The following is a 16,823-nucleotide window of genomic DNA, read 5'->3' as shown; positions in this document are numbered from 1 at the left end:
CAGGCTGTCGCCGGCCGGCGCGCGCCGCGCCATTCAGATCGCCTTGTCGCTCTTCAGCGCGGCGAGTTTCTCGGCCGACAAGCCGAGCAGGCCGCCATAGACGCCCTCGTTGTCCGCCCCCAGAAGGGGCGCGGCGGTCGGCCGGTTGGGCGATCCGGACATGCGCACCGGGCAGCCCGGCATGACGAAGTCGCCGCGCACCGCATGGTCAAGCGTGACGAAGGTTCCCTGCCGGCGCAGCTCTTCGTCCTCGTAGAGTTCGAGGGTGTCATAGACGGCGCTCGCCGGTACCCCGGCGTCGCCGAGCAGCTTCATGCAGGTGCGCTTGTCGCGCTGCAGCGTCCAGGCCGTGATGACCTCGTTGATTTCCTGCGAATTCTGGAAGCGGAGTGCCGGCGCGGCGTAACGTGGGTCCGCCTTCAAGTCCTCCCGGCCGATCACCTTCAGGAGCGCTTCCCATTGGTGATTGCCGGCCCGGCTCGTATAGATGAGGCAATAGTCGTTCGGACCGCCGCCTTTGCACGGAAACACCTCGCAGGGCGCGCTCGCGCCCATGATGTGGGCGTTGCCGCGGCGCGGTACGGCCTTTCCGAAGATCGCCTGCGCGGCGTAGAGGATGCGGCCGAAATTGATCACCACCTCCTGCATGATGATTTCGATGCGCTGACCGACGCCCGTGGTCTGGCGCTGGAACAATGCGGCCAGGATGCCGACCGAGCAGTGCAGGCCGCTGCCGGTGTCGCCCACATTCACGCCCGGGGTCAGCGGACGCCCGTCGGCATCGCCGGTGACCGAAAGACTGCCGCCCGCCGCCTGGGCGATGTTGTCGAAGGCGAGCAGGTTGGCATTTGAGCTCCCGGCGTCGAAGCCCTTGACCTGCGCGTAGATAATTCTGGGATTGAGCGCCCGGACCTCCTCGTAGCCGAAGCCGAGGCGCTCGATCACGCCCGGTCCGAAATTCTCGATGAACACGTCCGCTTCTCGGATCAGGGCCCGCAACAGTTCACGGCCCTTCTCGTGCTTCAGATTGCAGGTGACGCTCTTCTTGTTGGCGTTGAGCAGCATGAAGTAGACGGAATCGAGATCGGGATCCTCGGTCGAGGCGCGGCGGCCCTGCTCGCCCTTGCCCGGCGGCTCGACCTTGATCACCTCCGCGCCGAGCCAGCCGAGCATTTGCGTGCAGGACGGACCTGCCTCGAACTGGGTGAGGTCCACGATCCTGACGCCCGTGAGCGCCTGGCGGGGCATCCCCGCCGCCGTCGCCGCATCGCCGCTGATCTGCTGGTCCAACATTCCATTCCTCCCCTGCGCGGCCGCCCTTGCGGGCCGCTTTCCCTTGCCGCTCGTCCGCGCAACCATAGCGCCGCCGCCCCAATCTGTCGACATTATGAGCCTAAACGCGGTCTTCTCCGGCGTATTTCGGCTATGCACGATCGATAGCGTCGACACTATTTGACAATGCGGCGGCAGGGTGGGATCGTTTCCGAAACCTGCCGGGAGAAAACGACCATGAAACGCACCGTCATCCGGTGGCTCGCTGCCGCCTTCGTGGCAGCCGCCGCCGCGCCGCCGGCCCATGCCGACCAGCTGGCCGACATCAAGGCGAAGGGCACGCTGACGTGCGGCCTCACCATCGTGCAACCCTTCGCCTATACGGATCCGAAGTCGCGCGAAGTGATCGGCTACGAGGTCGACCTGTGCGGCGCGCTCGCTGCCGATCTCGGCGTCAAGGCGGAATACAAGGTGGTCGCCGCCGACGTGCGCGTGCCCGAGCTGACGCAGGGGCGCATCGACCTTCTGGTCGCCCTGATGAGCTACACCAAGGAGCGCGCCGAGGTCATCGACTTCAGCAATGCCTATGTGGAAGACGGATTCTACTTCATCACGCTGCGGGATTCCGACATCAAGGCGGTCGATGAACTGTCCGACAAGCGGATTTCAGCCGCCAAGGGCTCGCTCTACGCGACCATCGCGGCGCGCAAGTTCCCCAATGCCCAGGTCATCACCTTTGATGACGGGCCTCTCGCCTTCCTGGCCATGAAGCAGGGGAAGGTCGACGCCACCATCCAGCGCTCGTCGGCGGCCGTTGGTCTGCAATTGCGCTCGCCGGCCGGAAGCCCGGACATCCGTCTGCTCGACCCCCCGCTGGTCGTGCAGGGCTCGGGCTTCGGCCTGCGCAAGGGAGAGCCCGCCCTCCTCGCCTACCTGAACGGCTTTCTCGACAAGATGGAAGCGGCCGGCAATGCGCAAGTCCTGTGGGACAAGTGGCTCGGCAAGGATTCGCCCTACAAGCTCGAACGCAAGTTCAAGTTTGGCCGGAAGATGACTTGATCCTGCCGTGTCGGCAGCCGCGGCGTGACGGATCGGGCCATGTACGAGTTGAGCTACGACCTCATCTTTGGCAACACCTACGGCACGAAACTGCTTGCCGGCATTCGCGTCACGCTTTTTCTCTTCGTCCTGTGCTTCACGGCGGCCTTTCTTCTGGCCGTCGTGATCGCAACGCTGCAGGCGGTTCAGTCCCGGATCCTGAGCGGCCTTCTCTATGTCTTCGTCGAGTACCAGCGCAACGTACCCCTGCTGGTTCATCTGCTGGTCTGGTATTTCGGTATTGCCAACCTGCTGCCGCCGAAGGCGGCGCTGATGCTGAACCGCTACAACGCCGAGTTCATTTGGGCCGCGCTCGCGCTGACCCTCTACTATGCCGCCTTTCTGTCCGAAGATCTTCGCAGCGGCATGCGCGCCATCCCGCGCGGCCAGTTTGAGAGCGCCTGGTCTCTGGGCCTGAACTGGTGGAAGACGATCCGGCTGGTCATTCTCCCGCAGATCGTCCGGGTCGCCCTGCCGCCGACCGTCAACCAGGCCCTGTCGCTGTTCAAGAATACCAGCGTGGCCGCCGCGCTCGGCGTCGCGGAACTGATGTACCGGACCCGAGAGATCGCGACCGACACGTTCCGTGTCTTCGAGGCCTTCTCTGTGGCCACCGCCATCTATGCCACCGGTTCACTGGCCATCGTATGGACGGGGCTCTACCTCGAGCGTCGGTTGCGCATCCCGACGGGAGCCGGCGCGCGATGATCGAGGTCCTACGCGACAACGGCTTCTATCTGCTCGTCGGCGAGTTCCCGCACGGGCCACCGGGCGGGCTCCTGCTGACGCTCCTGCTGGCGGCGTGCACCATGGCGCTGGTCCTTCCGGGGGCCGTCCTCGTGGCGCTGGCGCGGACGAGCGGCCGGCCTTGGTTTGCCCGCCCCGCGCTCGCCTTCGTGTCGATCATCCGGGCGGTGCCGGTCCTCCTCATCATCTTCTGGACCTATCTGTTCGTGCCTGTGCTGACCGGTGTGGCGATCAGCGGCTTCGTGACGATCGTTGCCGCGATCACCATCTATCAGACGGCCTATCTCTCCGAGGTGATCCGCGCCGGCATCGAGGCCCTGCCGCGGGGCCAGATCGAAGCCGGTCGTGCGCTCGGTCTGCGCTACTGGACGATCATGCTGCGCATCGTCCTGCCGCAGGTGCTCGTCAACACCAGCCCGGGCATTCTCAACGTCCTGATCATCGTCGTGAAGGAAACCTCGCTCGGCTACATGGTCGGCCTGGGCGAGCTCACCCTGACGGCCAGTCACGTGAACAGCCTCACGCTGACGCGGCCACTCGAAGTCTTCGCCATCCTGTCGCTGATGTATTTCGTGATCTGCTACAGCCTGGGCCGGATCGTGAAGCAGCTAGAGAAACGTGTCGGGACCGCCGCCGGGCACTGATCCGACCGGTCCGCCAGCGCAATGTTCGGCGGGTCGACGCGGCCGCTCGATCTCGTCACCCTGGCCCACCCTTGAGGAGATTGGAATGCGGATTGCGTTCATCGGGGCCTCGCACTGGCACCTGCCCCTCTATCTCGAGCCCGCACTCGCGATTCCCGGCGTCGCGGTCGTCGGCGTCTCCGATCCGGATGCGCGGGTGACCACGGCGCTCGCCGCGCAACTCGGCTGTGTCGGCGACCCCGACTATCGGGAGCTTTGCCGAAGGGTGAAGCCGGATTTCGTGTTCGCGCTCGGCCGTCACGTCGACATGCCGGACGAGGCCCGCTTTCTGATCGCCGAGGGCATCCCCTTTGCGCTGGAGAAGCCCTGCGGGATGACCGCCGCCGATGCGGCAGCACTGGCGAAGGCCGCCGCCGGGTCCTTTGCGGCGGTCCCGCTGGTGATGCGGGACGGCGACTATGTCCCCTTCCTGGTCGACGAAGCCGCCCGCGGCGGAGCCCAGTATGCGACCTTCCGCTTCATGGCCGGCTTCGCATCCCGCTACACTGCAGCCGGATGCGACTGGATGCTCGATCCCGCGCTCGCCGGCGGCGGCGCCGCCATCAATCTCGGGATCCATTTCTTTGACCTGGCGCTGCAGCTTCTCGGTCCCGATGTCACCGTCGGACAGGCAACGATGTCCAATGCCGCCTGGGGTCATCCGATCGAGGATTATGCCGCGGTGACCTTCCGTAACGGCAGTCGAGTGATGCTGATGGAGACCGGCTATGTGTTTCCGGGTCCGACAAGCACATTCGACATGCATTTCGTCGTGAGGACGCCCAACCGCTACATTGTCGCGCCCGACCAGCAGACCGTCGACGTCTACGAACTCGATGGCCGCGTCGAGCGCCGCAGCATGGGCACCACCAACGTGCCCTGCTACCCCCGCTTCGTGCGCGACGTTCTCGCCCGCGCGCGCGACGATCGCCCGCCGGTCGCCAGCTTGGCCGACATGGTGCCGATCATGAATCTGGTCGAGGCAGCCTATGCGGCCGCCGGCTGGCACGGTGGCCGCGCGCCGTCGTGACGACCGGCGCGCGCCATACGCGGCATCGGGGCGAGCTTCGCCGGCCTGGGCAGGTCGGCCGGCGCCGATTGCGAAACGTCCCGGCCCGACGGTCGAACCGGCGCTTGCGGCCGTCGGGCCGGCCGGTCAGCGGACTGCGTTGGGCCGGTAGAAGGGCTCGGCGGGCTCGCCGGCGAGCCAGCCGTCGTAGAAGCGGCGGACATGCGGCAGCACCGCCCTGGACAGTTCGATCCGCTCCAGCTCCTGCGCGGTGCGCGGGCGTGACAGCGCGGCCGCGATCTCCTCCAGCACGGCCTCCCGGCTGATCCGCGTGAACGCGCCGTCCGCGAACAGGATTTCGCCCGCGACCATCACGGTCTTGACCGCCGCCGTGCGGGCGCGATGGACCAGCACGTCGACCAGCGGCGTGGTCTCGTCCTGGTAGGGCCAGGTCACCCCGCCCCAGTCGAACATCACCAGATCGGCCTCGAACCCCGGCGAGAGCCGGCCGATCCGGCCGGCGAAGGGCGTCGTCGCCGCGCCGTGCTCGGTCGCCATCCGCATGACCTGCGCGGAGGTCGGATGCGGGGCGTCGATGCCCGGCTCGCGGTGGGCGCGCAGCACGAGCCGCATCTCCTGCAGCATGTCGCGGTCCTCGTTGATGCCGGCCTCGTCGATGCCGATGGCGACCGGGATGCCCTGGGCGAGGAAGCGGTTGACGGGCGCGATGCCGCTCTTCAGCCGGAAATTGGACGAGCAGTTGTGGCAGACATGCGCGCCTGAATGCGCGCAGAGCTCGATATCGGCCTCGCTCATCCAGACGCCGTGCCCGACCGTGAAGCGCGGCCCGACCAGCCCGAAGCGGTCCAGATAGGCGATGGCCGAGCCGCCGGTGCGGCGTGCGGCATATTCCTTCTGGTAGGGCGTCTCGAGCACATGCATGTGGATCGGCAGGTCGTGGCGTCGCGACAGATCGGCCGACGCCTCGAGGGCGGCGTCGCTCAGCCAATGCAGGTTCGCGGGCGCGACCTGCACGGCGATCCGCCCATCGCACGCGCCGCTCTGCCGCAAGGCCTCGAAGATCGCGAGCTGGTCGGCAAGCGGAATGGTGAAGCGCTCGAAATAGGCCGCCATGGCCGGCTTCAGGGCCTCGGGCAGGCCGGCGGTGAAGACCGCGTCGTCCTCGTAGACGAGCCGGTTCTGGTCGCGCAGCGCCATCGAATAGGAGGCGCGCATGCCGACTTCCCGGTAGGCGTCCATGACCTTGCAGCCGGCGGCCACCACCTGATCCGGGCCTCCGGCCGCCCGGCTGTGCAGGTGCTGGACGGTCGTGACGCCGCTCGCGAGCATCTCGAAGGCCGAATAGAGCGTGTCGAGCCTGAGATCGACATCGCGCAGGGCGAGGCGCGAGGCGAACCAGAGTTCGAGCGGGTGATCCGGCGAGCCGAGCTGAAACGGCGTCAGTCCGACATGATGGTGCGCGTTGACGAAACCGGGCACGACCACCCGTCCGGCCCCGCCGATCACCGGCGCCGCCGGTTGGGCGCGCCGGATGTCGTCGGCGCTGCCGATCGCCGCGACCTTGCCGTCCCGGACGAGAATCGCCGCGTCCCGATGCAGGATCGGCGTTCCGTCAGGGCCGAAACCCTCGAGGACATGGTCGGCGGCGATGATGAGTTCGGTCATGACGTCCTCGGTGAATGATCATCGGGCGGGCAGGCTCTGCCGAAAGATCGGTCTTGCGCAAGGGGGACCATCCTGACAACATTTGAGCATGGACCGATCGTCGCCACAGACGCCCCGCTTCAAACGCATGCGCCGCTCGCGGCGTGCGTGGGCCGCGCGATCGCATTCCTGCCGCAGCTTCGTGGCTGGGCTGAAAGCCGCCAACCGAACGACCGTCTGACCTTGACCCCGGCGCCCGTTTCGCCGGGTCGGTTCGCTGCCTGACGGCGGCGGGAGCGCGGCGGCATCGATCCGCCCTCATCGGTACGGTCCGGGGACTGAAGTCCCGTTCGTCCCTCCATGCGCGATCCGCCATCTGCAGGCCGTCCTTCGCCGTTCATCGAGGGGGGTATCAGCCATGTCCCAATCCATCACCCGCAGGACATTCGTCGCCGCGGCCTCGGCGGCCGCATTCGCGGCGCCGTCGATCGCCCGATCCCAGCAGGCCCGCGAATTCGTCGTGGTGACCTATCCCGGCCGGCTTTCCGAGCCGCACCGCTGGCTGGCCGACCAGATGGAGGCCCGGCATCCCGGCCTGCGCGTCCGGCTCGTGCCGTCCGACAGCCAGGATATCGTCGCCCAGATCAAGGCGGGACAGGGCTTCTCCCCCTTCGACGCCATGCCGAACGACGAGCCGCCCCACATCACCGCGATGACGGAAGGCTACATCGCCAGGCGGGACGACACGAAACTCAAGAATCTCGGCAACGTCTTCCCGGAACTGCTCGCCAAGTCCCAGGGTTTCGGCGTTCCGGCCACCTATTCGCTGATCGGCATCGCCTATAACAGCCAGCTGATCAAGGACCCGCCGAAATCCTGGGCCGACCTGTGGCGCCCGGATCTGCGCGGCAAGGTCGGCATCGCGCGGACCTCGTCCAATCTCGGCCTCGCCACGCTGGCCATCGCGGCCAAGAGCTTCGGCGGATCGGAGACCGCGCTCGAGGTCGGCTGGGAGAAGCTGCGGGCGCTGGAGCCGAAGGCGGCGCGGTCGCCCGCCATCCTGACCCAGATGCTCGAACGCGAGGAAATCGCGGTCGCGCCGCTCTGGAACAACAACACCGCGTCGGCGGCCGAAAAGGGCCTGCCGATCCGCTTCGCGATGCCGGCGCCCGGCGCCATCGCCATCCTGTCGTTCTTCTCCGGCATCGCCCGGTCCCAGAACCCGGACCTGATCGCCGAGTGGCTCGACGGCATCCTGACGCCCGAATACCAGGCCCGCGCCGCCGGCGCGCCCTACTTCTTCGGCCCGACCATTCGCGGCGTCACCGTGCCGGAAGCCGCGCGCCCCTACACGCCCTCGACCCCGGCCGAGGTGCTCGCCCTGCAGACGATCGACTGGCCGAAGATCGCGCCCCAGCGCGGCGGTCTGGTCGAACGCTTCGACCGCACCTTCGCGATCTGACCGATCGCCAGACCACCCCCAATCGGAGATCCGCCATGTCGACCGCATTCACCCGCAGGACGCTTCTCGCCGGCGTGGGCGCCACGCTCGCGCTCCCCGCCATCGTCCGCGCCCAGGGCGCGAAGGAACTGGTCATCGTCTCTTTCGCCGGCCAGTTGCAGGAGCCGCACCAGTGGCTCGCGCGCAAGATGGAGGCGAAGCATCCCGGCCTGCGCATCCGCCTCGTGCCGAGCGAGAGCCAGGACATCGTGGCGCAGATCAAGGCCGCGCAGGGCTTCTCGCCCTTCGACGCCATGCCCAACGGCGAGCCGCCGCACCTGACCGCCCAGCGCGAAGGCTATATCCAGAAGCTCGATCCGTCGAAGGTGCCGAACGCCGCCAATGTCGTGCCCGAGCTGATGGCCAAGTCGGGCGGCTTCGGCGTGCCGGCGAGCTATTCGCTGATCGGCATCGCCTATAACGAGAAGCTCCTCAAGACGGCGCCGAAAAGCTGGGCCGACCTCTGGAACCCGGAATATCGCGGCAAGGTGGCCATCCCGCGCGCCTCCTCCAATCTCGGCCTCGGCGTTCTGGCGATCGCGGCCAAGATCTATGGCGGCTCCGAGGACAACCTGGAGCCCGGCTGGGCCAAGCTGCAGGAGCTGAAGCCGATGGTCGGCCGGTCCCCGACCGCGCTGATCCAGATGCTGGAGCGCGAGGAGATCGCCCTCGCCCCGATCTGGAACAACGACGCCGCCGGTGCCGCCGCCAAGGGCCTGCCGATCAAGTTCGTCCAGCCCGATCCGGGTCCGGTCGCCATCATCTCGTTCATGTCGGCCATCGCCAAGACGCGCGAACCGGATCTGGTGAACGAGTGGATGAACGAGATCCTGTCGCCCGAATACCAGCAGTTCGCCGCCAACGCGCCGTACTTCTTCGGCCCGACCGTTCGCGGCGTCGCCGTGCCGGAGGCCGCCAAGGCCTACACGCCTTCGACCCCCGCCGAAATCGCCAAGCTGCAGACCGTCGACTGGAGCAAGATCGCGCCGCAGCGCGGCAAGATCGTCGAGCAGTTCGATCGGCTGTTCGCGTCATGACCACGGCGTTTGAAAGCACGCCGCCCATGCTTCGCGACATCGCGCGCCAGCCCGATGTCCTGCGCGGCCTGGGCGCGCGGGCGGACGCGTTCGCGGCGCTCGGCCGCGCCGTGCTGGCACCCGGCCCGCGTGGCCGGGTGTTCGTGGCCGGCTGCGGCGACGGCGTGTTCGCGGCGGAAGCCGCGGCACACCGGGCGGCGGAACTCGGGCTCGACTGGCGGGCGATCGGGGCGCTCGATCTGGTGCTGTCGGCCGGCCGCCTGCGCCCCGACGATCGGGTCGTCTGCATCTCCATGTCGGGCAATGTCGACCGGACGGTCGAGGCGGCGCGCGCCGTCTCGGCGGCCGGCATTCCGCTGCTGGCGCTGGTCAACGGCAGCGGCGGGCGGCTCGGCGAAATCGCAACCCGCAAGGTCTCGCTGGATCTGCCGGATATCGCGCCGTTCCTGTGCGGCACGGCGAGCTACACCGCCACCCTGTTCGCGCTGATGCTTCTGGCCGCCGGGGCCGCGGGTTCGTCGGACCCGATCGACCTCATGCGGATCGCCGAGGCGCAGGCTTCGGCCGAACGGGCCGCGTCCGCGGTCCTGCCCGGTCTCGGCACGCCCGTGCCGACCGGCATCCGCATCCTCTCGGCCGGTGCGGACCGCGGAACCGCGCGTTACGGGGCGGCGAAATTCGTCGAGCTGACGCGCCTGCCGGTCTGGTCCGGCGATCTGGAGGAATTCGCCCACAGCCAGTATTGGGCGATGCCGGTCACCGATCTGGTCGTCGTCGTCGCGGCCGATCCGGCCCTGGCCGAATACGCCGACGCGTCCTGCGCGGCGCTGGCGCGGCTCGGCGTGCCGACGCTGGCGATCGACACGGACGCGACCCCGGTCGCCTCCGCCGCCCATCGCATCACCTTGCCGGCCGTCCCCGTGTCGCTCGCTCCGCTGATCACGCCGATCCCGCTCCAACGGCTGGCCTATCGGATGGCGGAGGCGAGCGGGCTCGATCCGAACAGCCGGCAGCACCTCAAGGCGGACGAGACGCGCTTCACGGTCAGCCGCATGCTGACCCGGCGATCGCTGATCGGCACGGGGCAATAGGGAAGGCCATGCCGAAGGTCGTCCTCTACGGCTATCTGTCCATCGACGGCATCGTCGCCCCGGGCGTTCGTTCCGATGCCGTCGCCGGCGGCGCCGCGCTCTACGGGGCGCTCGGTGCCAGGATGGCCGGCGCGGAGGCCGCGATCGTCGCGTGCCGGGGCGAGGACTATCCGGCCGCGTGGATCGCCGCCCTGGCCGGCCTCGGCATCGATGTCTCATGGATCCGGCCGGCCGCCGGCCCGACCCGGCGCGCCCGCATCCGGCACGCCTCCGGCGGCGACCGGGCGTCGAGCCACTACGGCGAGGCCTTGTGGTGGGAACGCACGGCCGCCTTGCGTCCGCCCGTCGTGGGGCCGGCCGCCGACATCGCCGTGCTGTGCCCGATGCCGCCGGTGCATGCGGCCGCAATCCTGGCCGGGCTCGACTGCCCGGCGGTCGCCGACACCAGCGAAGCCTTCGCGGCGGCCGGGCCGGCCGAATGGCCGGCCGGCGGGCTCGAGCTTCTGCCCCGCCTCCGCCTCTTCGCGCCGAGCCGCGAGGAGACCGCGCTCCTGCTGCCGGATGTGGCGGACGACGCGGCCGTGGTCGCGCTGGCGTCGCGCGGCTGCGACATCGTCCAGAAGCGCGGCAGCGCCGGGCTCGCCTATTGCCGGGCCGGCGACACGCGCGTGGTCACCGTCGCACCGCCGCCCGCAACCGTGCTCGACCCGACCGGGGCCGGCGACGCGACCGTCGGAGCCCTCGCCGCGCGCATCGCGGCGGGCGACACGCTCGATGCGGCCTGCCGCGTCGCCGTGCGCGTCGGGGCCGCGGCGGTCGCCGGCATCGGTCCCTCCGCTCTGGGGCTCGCCACGCCCCCCTTCCCTTCACCCGCTACAACCCATTGAGCCCGACAATGCCGCACATCGTCATGGAGTCGATCATCAAGAGCTACGGCGACGTGCGCGTGCTCGACGGATGCTCGCTGTCCGTCGAGAAGGGCCAGGTGATGACCCTGCTCGGACCGTCCGGCTGCGGCAAGACGACCTTGCTCAGAACGCTGGCGGGCTTCGTCGAGCCCGATGCCGGCCGTGTCCTGGTCGGCGGCATCGACATCACCGCCCTGCCCCCGAACCGGCGCAGCGTCGGCTACGTGTTCCAGAACTACGCCCTGTTTCCGCATCTGACCGTGGCCGAGAACGTCGCCTACGGGCTCAAGGTCCGCCGCAGGCCGGGACCCGAAATCAAGGACCGCGTCGCGCGGGCGCTCGACATCGTCTCGCTCGGTCCGCTCGGCGACCGCTATCCGGCCCAATTGTCCGGCGGGCAGCAGCAGCGGGTCGCCATCGCCCGCGTGCTCGTGCTGGAGCCGGACGTGCTGCTCCTCGACGAGCCCTTCAATGCGCTCGACGCCAAGCTCCGGCTGTCGATGCAGACCGAACTGCGCAAGCTGATCGAGCGGCTCGGCATCACCTCGATCTTCGTGACCCACGACCAGAGCGAGGCGATGATGCTGTCCGATCAGGTCGCGGTCATGCGTGCGGGCACCTTCGAGCAGGTCGCGCCGCCGCTCGCGATCTACGACCGCCCCGCCAACCCCTTCGTCGCGACCTTCATCGGCCGCGCCAACATCCTTCCGGTCGGATTGCGCGCCGGGGCCGTGGTCGACTTTCCGGCGGTGGTCGCCGAACGGCCCGACGGCCCGGCGGACCTGATCGTGCGGCCCGAGAATCTGACGCTCGCAGCAGGCAGGATCGACCCGGGCACCGGACAATCCGGACCACCCGGCACGGTTCTGTTCGCCATCGCCCAGGGTCCGACGATCGAATACGAAGTCGATGCCGGCTTCCCCGAGCCGTTGCGCGTCACGGTCAACCGTCGCTCCGGCGAAGTCCCGCTCGCGGCGGGAAGTCCGGTCTCGATCGGCGTCATCGATCCGGCCGCCTGCCGGGTCATCGAGCGGGGGACCCCATGACCGCCGCCGCGATCTCGCCCGGCCGGCGCCCCGGCCGCCTCGTCCGACGCATGCTGCACGGCGGCGGCTTCTGGCCCGCCCTGCCGGCGGTGCTGTTCCTGATCGTCTTCCTGGTCCTGCCCATGCTGACGCTGCTCGCCTTCGGCTTCGTCACCATCGACCGGGGCCGGATCGTGGGCGACAGCTTCACGCTCCAGCCCCTGTGGGCGGCTCTCAACGACACCCTGGTCTGGCGCCTGACATGGCGAAGCTTCTATGTGGCCGTGATCTCGACGGTCATGACGCTGCTGCTCGCCTATCCGGTGGCCTATCTCTACAGCCAGACCAAGGGCATCTGGCGCACCCTGATGCTGGTCGCGGTCATCTCCCCGCTCCTGACCAGCGCGCTCGTCCGCGCCTATGCCTGGCTGGTGATCCTCGGCGGCCGGCGGGGCATCGTGAACCACACGCTGATCCAGCTCGGGGTCATCGACGAGCCCCTGCGCATTCTCAACACCGACTATGCGGTGATCATCGGCATGACCCAGATCCACCTGCCGTTCATGATCCTGCCGCTGCTCGCCGTGCTGGCCGAGCGCGACCGGCGCCTGGAAGAGGCGTCGTTCAATCTCGGCGCCAGCCGGGCCGAGACCTTCTTCAAGGTGGTGGTGCCGATGAGCGTCCCGGCGATCTTCGCGGGCCTTGCCCTGGTGTTTGCGATCTCCTACACGAACTTCATCGTGCCTCAGCTTCTCGGCGGCGGAAACTACGCCACGCTCGCCGTGCAGGTCTACGAACAGACCGTCGTGGTGCTGGACTGGACGCGCGGCGCCGTGCTGGCCGCGATCCTGCTGTCGAGCTCCTTCGCGTTCGTCTTCCTGATCGTCTGGGTCGGCAGCCGCATCAATCGGTGGAGCGAGGCGCGCGCATGAAAGCCATGACCTGGTCCGACCGCCTGTGGACGGCGCTGTTCGTCCTGCTAGCCGGCTTCGCGTTGCTGCTCCTGGTCGCGCCCAGCCTGGTCGTGATCGCCATATCGTTCGAGCCGCGCGCCTACATCTCGTTTCCGCCGTCGGGCTTCAGCCTGAAATGGTATCAGTCGCTCCTGCAGAACCGGCAGCTGACCGACTCGATCTGGGTCAGCCTGACGATCTCGGTCTATGTCGCGCTGATCGGCCTGGTGCTCGGCGTGCCGGCGGCCTTCGCGGCGGTGCGGGGCACGTTCCCCGGAAAAGCCTCCCTCAACGCGTTCCTGCTGTCGCCCCAGATGATGCCCGGCATGGTCATCGGCATCGCTAGCCTGTTTTTCGGCGCCTATTTCGCCTTCCGCGCCTCGAACGCCATGCTGGTCGCCGCGCTGTCCGTCTTCTGCCTGCCTTTCGTCATCCGCATCACCATGGCGCGGCTCGCCGGGCTCGATCCGCGGCTCGACGAGGCTTCGGCCAATCTCGGCGCCGGCAAGCTCGAAACCTTCGCGCGCGTGACCTTGCCCCAGCTCGGTCCGGCACTGCTCGCCGCGGGGGCGTTCACCTTCATCGAAGCCTTCGACAACGTCACGGTCGCGCTGTTCACGTCGGACGTGCGCGGTCGTCCGCTGCCGGTGGAACTCTACTATCTGGTCCAGAACGACTCGACGCCGGCCATCGCGGCGATTTCGGCGATCGAGATCGGCCTGTCCTTCCTGGTGATGCTGGTCGTCGCCCGGACCGTCGGCCTCGAGCGGCTGGGCCGCTGACCTTCCGCAACATGCAAGAGTGACCATGACCGAACCGACCACGGACTGGACGCAACGACTGGCCCGATTGCGGGCCGAACCGTCCACCGACGCCCCCCGCGACCCGGCCCGGCTGGCCCGCGTCGGCCGGACGCGCACCGAGATGCTGGCGCAGGGCGCGGCCATCGCCGAGACCCTGGCGGGTGCCGGCCCCGATTTCGAGCGGGTCCGCAGCGCATTGCGCGGCCGCCCCGAGCGGATCGTCGTGGTCGGCTGCGGCGATTCCTGGTTCGTCGGCCTGGCCGCCGCGCCGATCCTGGAGCGCGCCCTCGGCGTGCCCTGCTTCGCGGTCGAGGCCTTCGAGCACGCCGCCTTCGCGGGCGCCGCGATCAACCGGGGGGCTTTGGTGATCGGGCTGACCTCCGGCGGCAACACGCCGGCGGTGATCAACGCCCTGGCCCGGGCCAAGGCCGAAGGCGCGATCGCGGTCGGCATGTCCAACACCCCGGGCAGCCCTGCGATGACCGGCTTCGACGCCGGCCTCCTCGTGCAGGCGTCGCGAAAGGGATGGCCGACCCAGTCGTCGATGGCCTCGATCGCGCTCCTCGCCGGGCTCGCGGCGCATCTCGCCGCAGCGTTCCCGCCCGCCCCGGGCGTCGCGACGACCGATGACCTCGCGACCGCGCTCGCGGCGCTCCCGGCCTCCATCGACGCCCTCGTCGCGCGGATCGACGATCCGGTCGCCCGGGTTGCGTCCGCCCTCGCCGATGCTCCGATGACGATCTTCACGGGCGCCGGCCCGGATTTCGCGGCCGCCTCCTTCGGGGCCGCGAAGCTCCGCGAACTGACCCCGGCGCACGCTTTCGCCCTGCCGTTGGAGGAGATGCACCACTACCGCCTGCCGAAGCGGGGCGACCGGCTGGTGATCGTCGCGACCGCGCCGGAAGCGCGCGAACGGGCCCTCGACACGGCCCTCGTCGCCCAGGCCGAGGGCGCCACCAGCTTCGCGATCCTGCGGGAACCGGACGCGGAGATCGTCGAACGGGTCGCCCATCACCTCGTCGTTCCCGAGGCGGCGGGCCCGCTCGCCGCCATCATGGCCACCGTGCCCCTGCACGCGCTGGCCTTTCATGCGGCGATGGCCCGCGCGGAGCTCGGGCTCGGCGGGCCCTGGTCGTGACACCCCGCCTCTTCACCACCGGCGGCGTGATCATCGACAATGTCGTGTCGCACAACGGCGCGCTGGTCCGCGGCCAGATCGGCGGGAATGCGGTCTATTCCGCCGCCGGCGCCCGTCTCTGGCTGGACCCGGTCGGCATCTGCGCGCGCATTCCGGAGAACTATCCGCGCCCGATGCTGGCGGCGCTCGCGGCCGGCGGCCTCGCCCCCCTGGCGCTGAGCGTCGATCCGGTCGCGGTCGACCTGGAGGAATGGTTCTTCTACCGGACCGACGGCGAGCGGCGCGATCATCTCCACGCGACCGCAGCCACCGCAGACGCCTGCGGCATGGTCGGCGAGCGGGTATCGCCGGCCGCGGCGGCGGCCTTCGAACGGAGGCTGTCCGACCATCCCCCGCAAGGCCGCGACTTCGCCGGCTATCGCCGCGCCCATCCGGTCGAGCCGGCCCATGTGCCGGAGGCCGTCTGGGCGGCCGGCGCCATCCATCTGGCCCCCAACCGTCCCTACGCCACGCTCGCCCTGGCGCGGGCGGCGCGGGCGCGCGGCCTGATCGTGACCTGCGATCCCGGCTCGCACGCGGCCGCCATGGACGCCGCCTATCTCGACCAGCTCCTGCCGCTGGTCGATGCCTTCCTGCCGAGCCGGCGCGAACTGGCCATGCTGGCCCCCGATCGCCCCCCGGAGGCCGCGCTTCTCGCCCTGGCCGGGCGGGTGCGCGGCGCGGTCGGCGTCAAGCTCGCCGGCGAAGGGTCTCTGATCGCGCTGCGCGGTTCGGACCGGTGCGAGGCGATCGGCGCCCTGACGGTGCCGGTGGTCGATCCGACCGGTGCGGGAGATGCCTATTGCGGCGGCTTCCTGAGCGGCCTGCTGCTCGGCGAGCCGCCCTTGATTGCCGCCAGAAGGGCCACCGTTTCGGCCGCCTTCGCGGTCGAGACCAGGGGCCCGCTGCCGCTCCTGGCGGTCACGCGCGCGCAGGCGGAGGCGAGGCTCAGCACCTTCAGCGCCCCACACCCAATCCGGAACCAACCATGACCCCGAACCGTCTTGCCTTCGACCACACGGTCATTGCCGCCCTGCATCTCCCCGATCCGGTCGTCCAGCCGGGCCTGTCGATGGCCTATCTCGAAGACTACGTGCTGACCAACGCCGCCGTGTTCGCGAAAGCCGGCATTCCGGCCGTCAAGCTGCAGGACCAGACGCGCGCGGCCGGCCCCGCCAGCCTCGCGACCGTCGCGCGCACCGCCGCCCTCGGCCGTCTCATCCGCCGGGAATACCCCGATCTCGCCCTCGGCATCATCGTGCAGGCGCACGATGCGGAAAGCCCGATCGCCATTGCGGAGGCCTGCGGCGCCGGCTTCGTGCGTCTCAAGGTCTATGTCGGGGCGGTCATGTCGTCCGAGGGCCAGAAGTCGGCCTTGTGCGTCGCCGCCCGGGCCTATCGTCAGGCGGCCGGCGCCGACGGGGTCGCCATCCTGGCCGACATCCACGACCGGACCTCGCTGCCGATCGGCGGCGTCTCGCAGCCGCAGGCCGCCAAATGGGCCGTCGACATGGGGGCGGACGGGCTCGTCATCACCGGCACCGATTTCGACGACAGCCTTGCCCGGATCCGGGCGCTGCGGACCGCCGGCATCAAGGCTCCGGTGCTCGTCGGCGGTGGCGTCGATGCCGGCAACATCGGACGCGCCCTGGCCGAGGCGGCCGGCGTCGTCGTGTCGACCTCGATCATGCGCCGGGATGCCGGACCGAACGACCCGCTGAAGTGGGACCTCGACCAGTGCCGCCGCCTGATGGAGGCCGCCAAGGGCTGATCGCGGCCCCGAAGGTGCCAGAGCCGGCCCGAGCGCGCGGCCTGATTTCGTGGGAAGCTCGCCCGGCGGGGCGGGCTACTGGG

16 protein-coding genes are annotated in these 16,823 nt (G+C 69.3%); 14 read left to right on the top strand and 2 right to left on the bottom strand.

Features of this window, described 5'->3' with window-relative positions; all coding sequences use genetic code 11:
- Positions 1 to 33: 33 nt before the first annotated feature.
- On the bottom strand, positions 34 to 1,293 hold the full coding sequence (locus ABB55_RS25510; protein WP_054361342.1) for a CoA transferase: 1,260 nt from the start codon (positions 1,291 to 1,293) through the stop codon (positions 34 to 36).
- Between the two features lie 216 nt (positions 1,294 to 1,509).
- Between ABB55_RS25510 and ABB55_RS25505 the strand changes: the two genes are divergently transcribed.
- The 4 genes from ABB55_RS25505 (at position 1,510) to ABB55_RS25490 (ending at position 4,830) form a co-directional block, all read left to right on the top strand.
- On the top strand, positions 1,510 to 2,331 hold the full coding sequence (locus ABB55_RS25505) for a transporter substrate-binding domain-containing protein (protein ID WP_054361341.1): 822 nt from the start codon (positions 1,510 to 1,512) through the stop codon (positions 2,329 to 2,331).
- A 39-nt stretch (positions 2,332 to 2,370) separates the two neighbouring features.
- Positions 2,371 to 3,078, top strand: a complete 708-nt coding sequence (locus tag ABB55_RS25500) for an amino acid ABC transporter permease (RefSeq protein WP_054361340.1) — start codon at positions 2,371 to 2,373, stop codon at positions 3,076 to 3,078.
- The gene (locus ABB55_RS25495; protein ID WP_054361339.1) at positions 3,075 to 3,761 is read left to right on the top strand and encodes an amino acid ABC transporter permease; all 687 of its coding nucleotides are present in this window, start codon (positions 3,075 to 3,077) and stop codon (positions 3,759 to 3,761) included. Before ABB55_RS25500 ends, ABB55_RS25495 begins: the two co-directional genes overlap by 4 nt.
- Before the next feature lie 85 nt (positions 3,762 to 3,846).
- The gene (locus tag ABB55_RS25490; RefSeq protein WP_054361338.1) at positions 3,847 to 4,830 is read left to right on the top strand and encodes a Gfo/Idh/MocA family protein; all 984 of its coding nucleotides are present in this window, start codon (positions 3,847 to 3,849) and stop codon (positions 4,828 to 4,830) included.
- 126 nt (positions 4,831 to 4,956) lie between these two features.
- On the opposite strand, the gene ABB55_RS25485 is transcribed toward ABB55_RS25490, so the two are convergent.
- Positions 4,957 to 6,495 carry an amidohydrolase family protein gene (locus ABB55_RS25485; RefSeq protein WP_054361337.1) on the bottom strand — a complete coding sequence of 513 codons (1,539 nt, stop codon included), beginning with the start codon at positions 6,493 to 6,495 and terminating at the stop codon, positions 4,957 to 4,959.
- 397 nt (positions 6,496 to 6,892) lie between these two features.
- On the opposite strand from ABB55_RS25485, the gene ABB55_RS25480 reads away from it, so the two are divergent.
- From ABB55_RS25480 to ABB55_RS25435, 10 genes are read left to right on the top strand one after another with little or no spacing between them, the layout of a single operon-like run.
- On the top strand, positions 6,893 to 7,936 hold the full coding sequence (locus ABB55_RS25480) for an extracellular solute-binding protein (protein WP_054361336.1): 1,044 nt from the start codon (positions 6,893 to 6,895) through the stop codon (positions 7,934 to 7,936).
- 35 nt (positions 7,937 to 7,971) lie between these two features.
- Positions 7,972 to 9,012, top strand: coding sequence for an ABC transporter substrate-binding protein (locus ABB55_RS25475; protein WP_054361335.1), 1,041 nt, complete (start codon positions 7,972 to 7,974; stop codon positions 9,010 to 9,012).
- Between the two features lie 26 nt (positions 9,013 to 9,038).
- Complete coding sequence (locus ABB55_RS25470; RefSeq protein WP_054361334.1) at positions 9,039 to 10,103, top strand: SIS domain-containing protein; 1,065 nt, start codon at positions 9,039 to 9,041, stop codon at positions 10,101 to 10,103.
- Between the two features lie 8 nt (positions 10,104 to 10,111).
- A complete protein-coding gene (locus tag ABB55_RS25465) occupies positions 10,112 to 10,990 on the top strand; it encodes a carbohydrate kinase family protein (RefSeq protein ID WP_054361333.1) in 879 nt (292 codons plus the stop codon).
- Between the two features lie 8 nt (positions 10,991 to 10,998).
- Positions 10,999 to 12,057 (top strand): ABC transporter ATP-binding protein, encoded by a 1,059-nt coding sequence (locus tag ABB55_RS25460; protein WP_054361332.1) that lies wholly within the window; start codon positions 10,999 to 11,001, stop codon positions 12,055 to 12,057.
- Entirely contained in the window at positions 12,054 to 12,968 is a 915-nt protein-coding gene (locus tag ABB55_RS25455) for an ABC transporter permease (RefSeq protein ID WP_054361331.1), read from the top strand. The genes ABB55_RS25460 and ABB55_RS25455 overlap by 4 nt, the downstream gene beginning before the upstream one ends.
- A complete protein-coding gene (locus tag ABB55_RS25450; RefSeq protein WP_054361330.1) occupies positions 12,965 to 13,771 on the top strand; it encodes an ABC transporter permease in 807 nt (268 codons plus the stop codon). The genes ABB55_RS25455 and ABB55_RS25450 overlap by 4 nt, the downstream gene beginning before the upstream one ends.
- 25 nt (positions 13,772 to 13,796) lie before the next feature.
- The gene (locus ABB55_RS25445; protein ID WP_152982186.1) at positions 13,797 to 14,930 is read left to right on the top strand and encodes an SIS domain-containing protein; all 1,134 of its coding nucleotides are present in this window, start codon (positions 13,797 to 13,799) and stop codon (positions 14,928 to 14,930) included.
- Complete coding sequence (locus ABB55_RS25440; protein WP_054361328.1) at positions 14,927 to 15,961, top strand: carbohydrate kinase family protein; 1,035 nt, start codon at positions 14,927 to 14,929, stop codon at positions 15,959 to 15,961. Before ABB55_RS25445 ends, ABB55_RS25440 begins: the two co-directional genes overlap by 4 nt.
- A complete protein-coding gene (locus ABB55_RS25435) occupies positions 15,958 to 16,740 on the top strand; it encodes a BtpA/SgcQ family protein (RefSeq protein ID WP_054361327.1) in 783 nt (260 codons plus the stop codon). Before ABB55_RS25440 ends, ABB55_RS25435 begins: the two co-directional genes overlap by 4 nt.
- Positions 16,741 to 16,823: the final 83 nt, after the last annotated feature.

It is taken from the genome of Prosthecodimorpha hirschii (assembly GCF_001305515.1).
GTDB classification, from domain to species: Bacteria; Pseudomonadota; Alphaproteobacteria; order Rhizobiales; family Ancalomicrobiaceae; genus Prosthecodimorpha; species Prosthecodimorpha hirschii.
The sequence above is the reverse complement of the archived record's forward strand: the minus strand, read 5'-3'. Positions and strand labels throughout refer to the sequence as shown.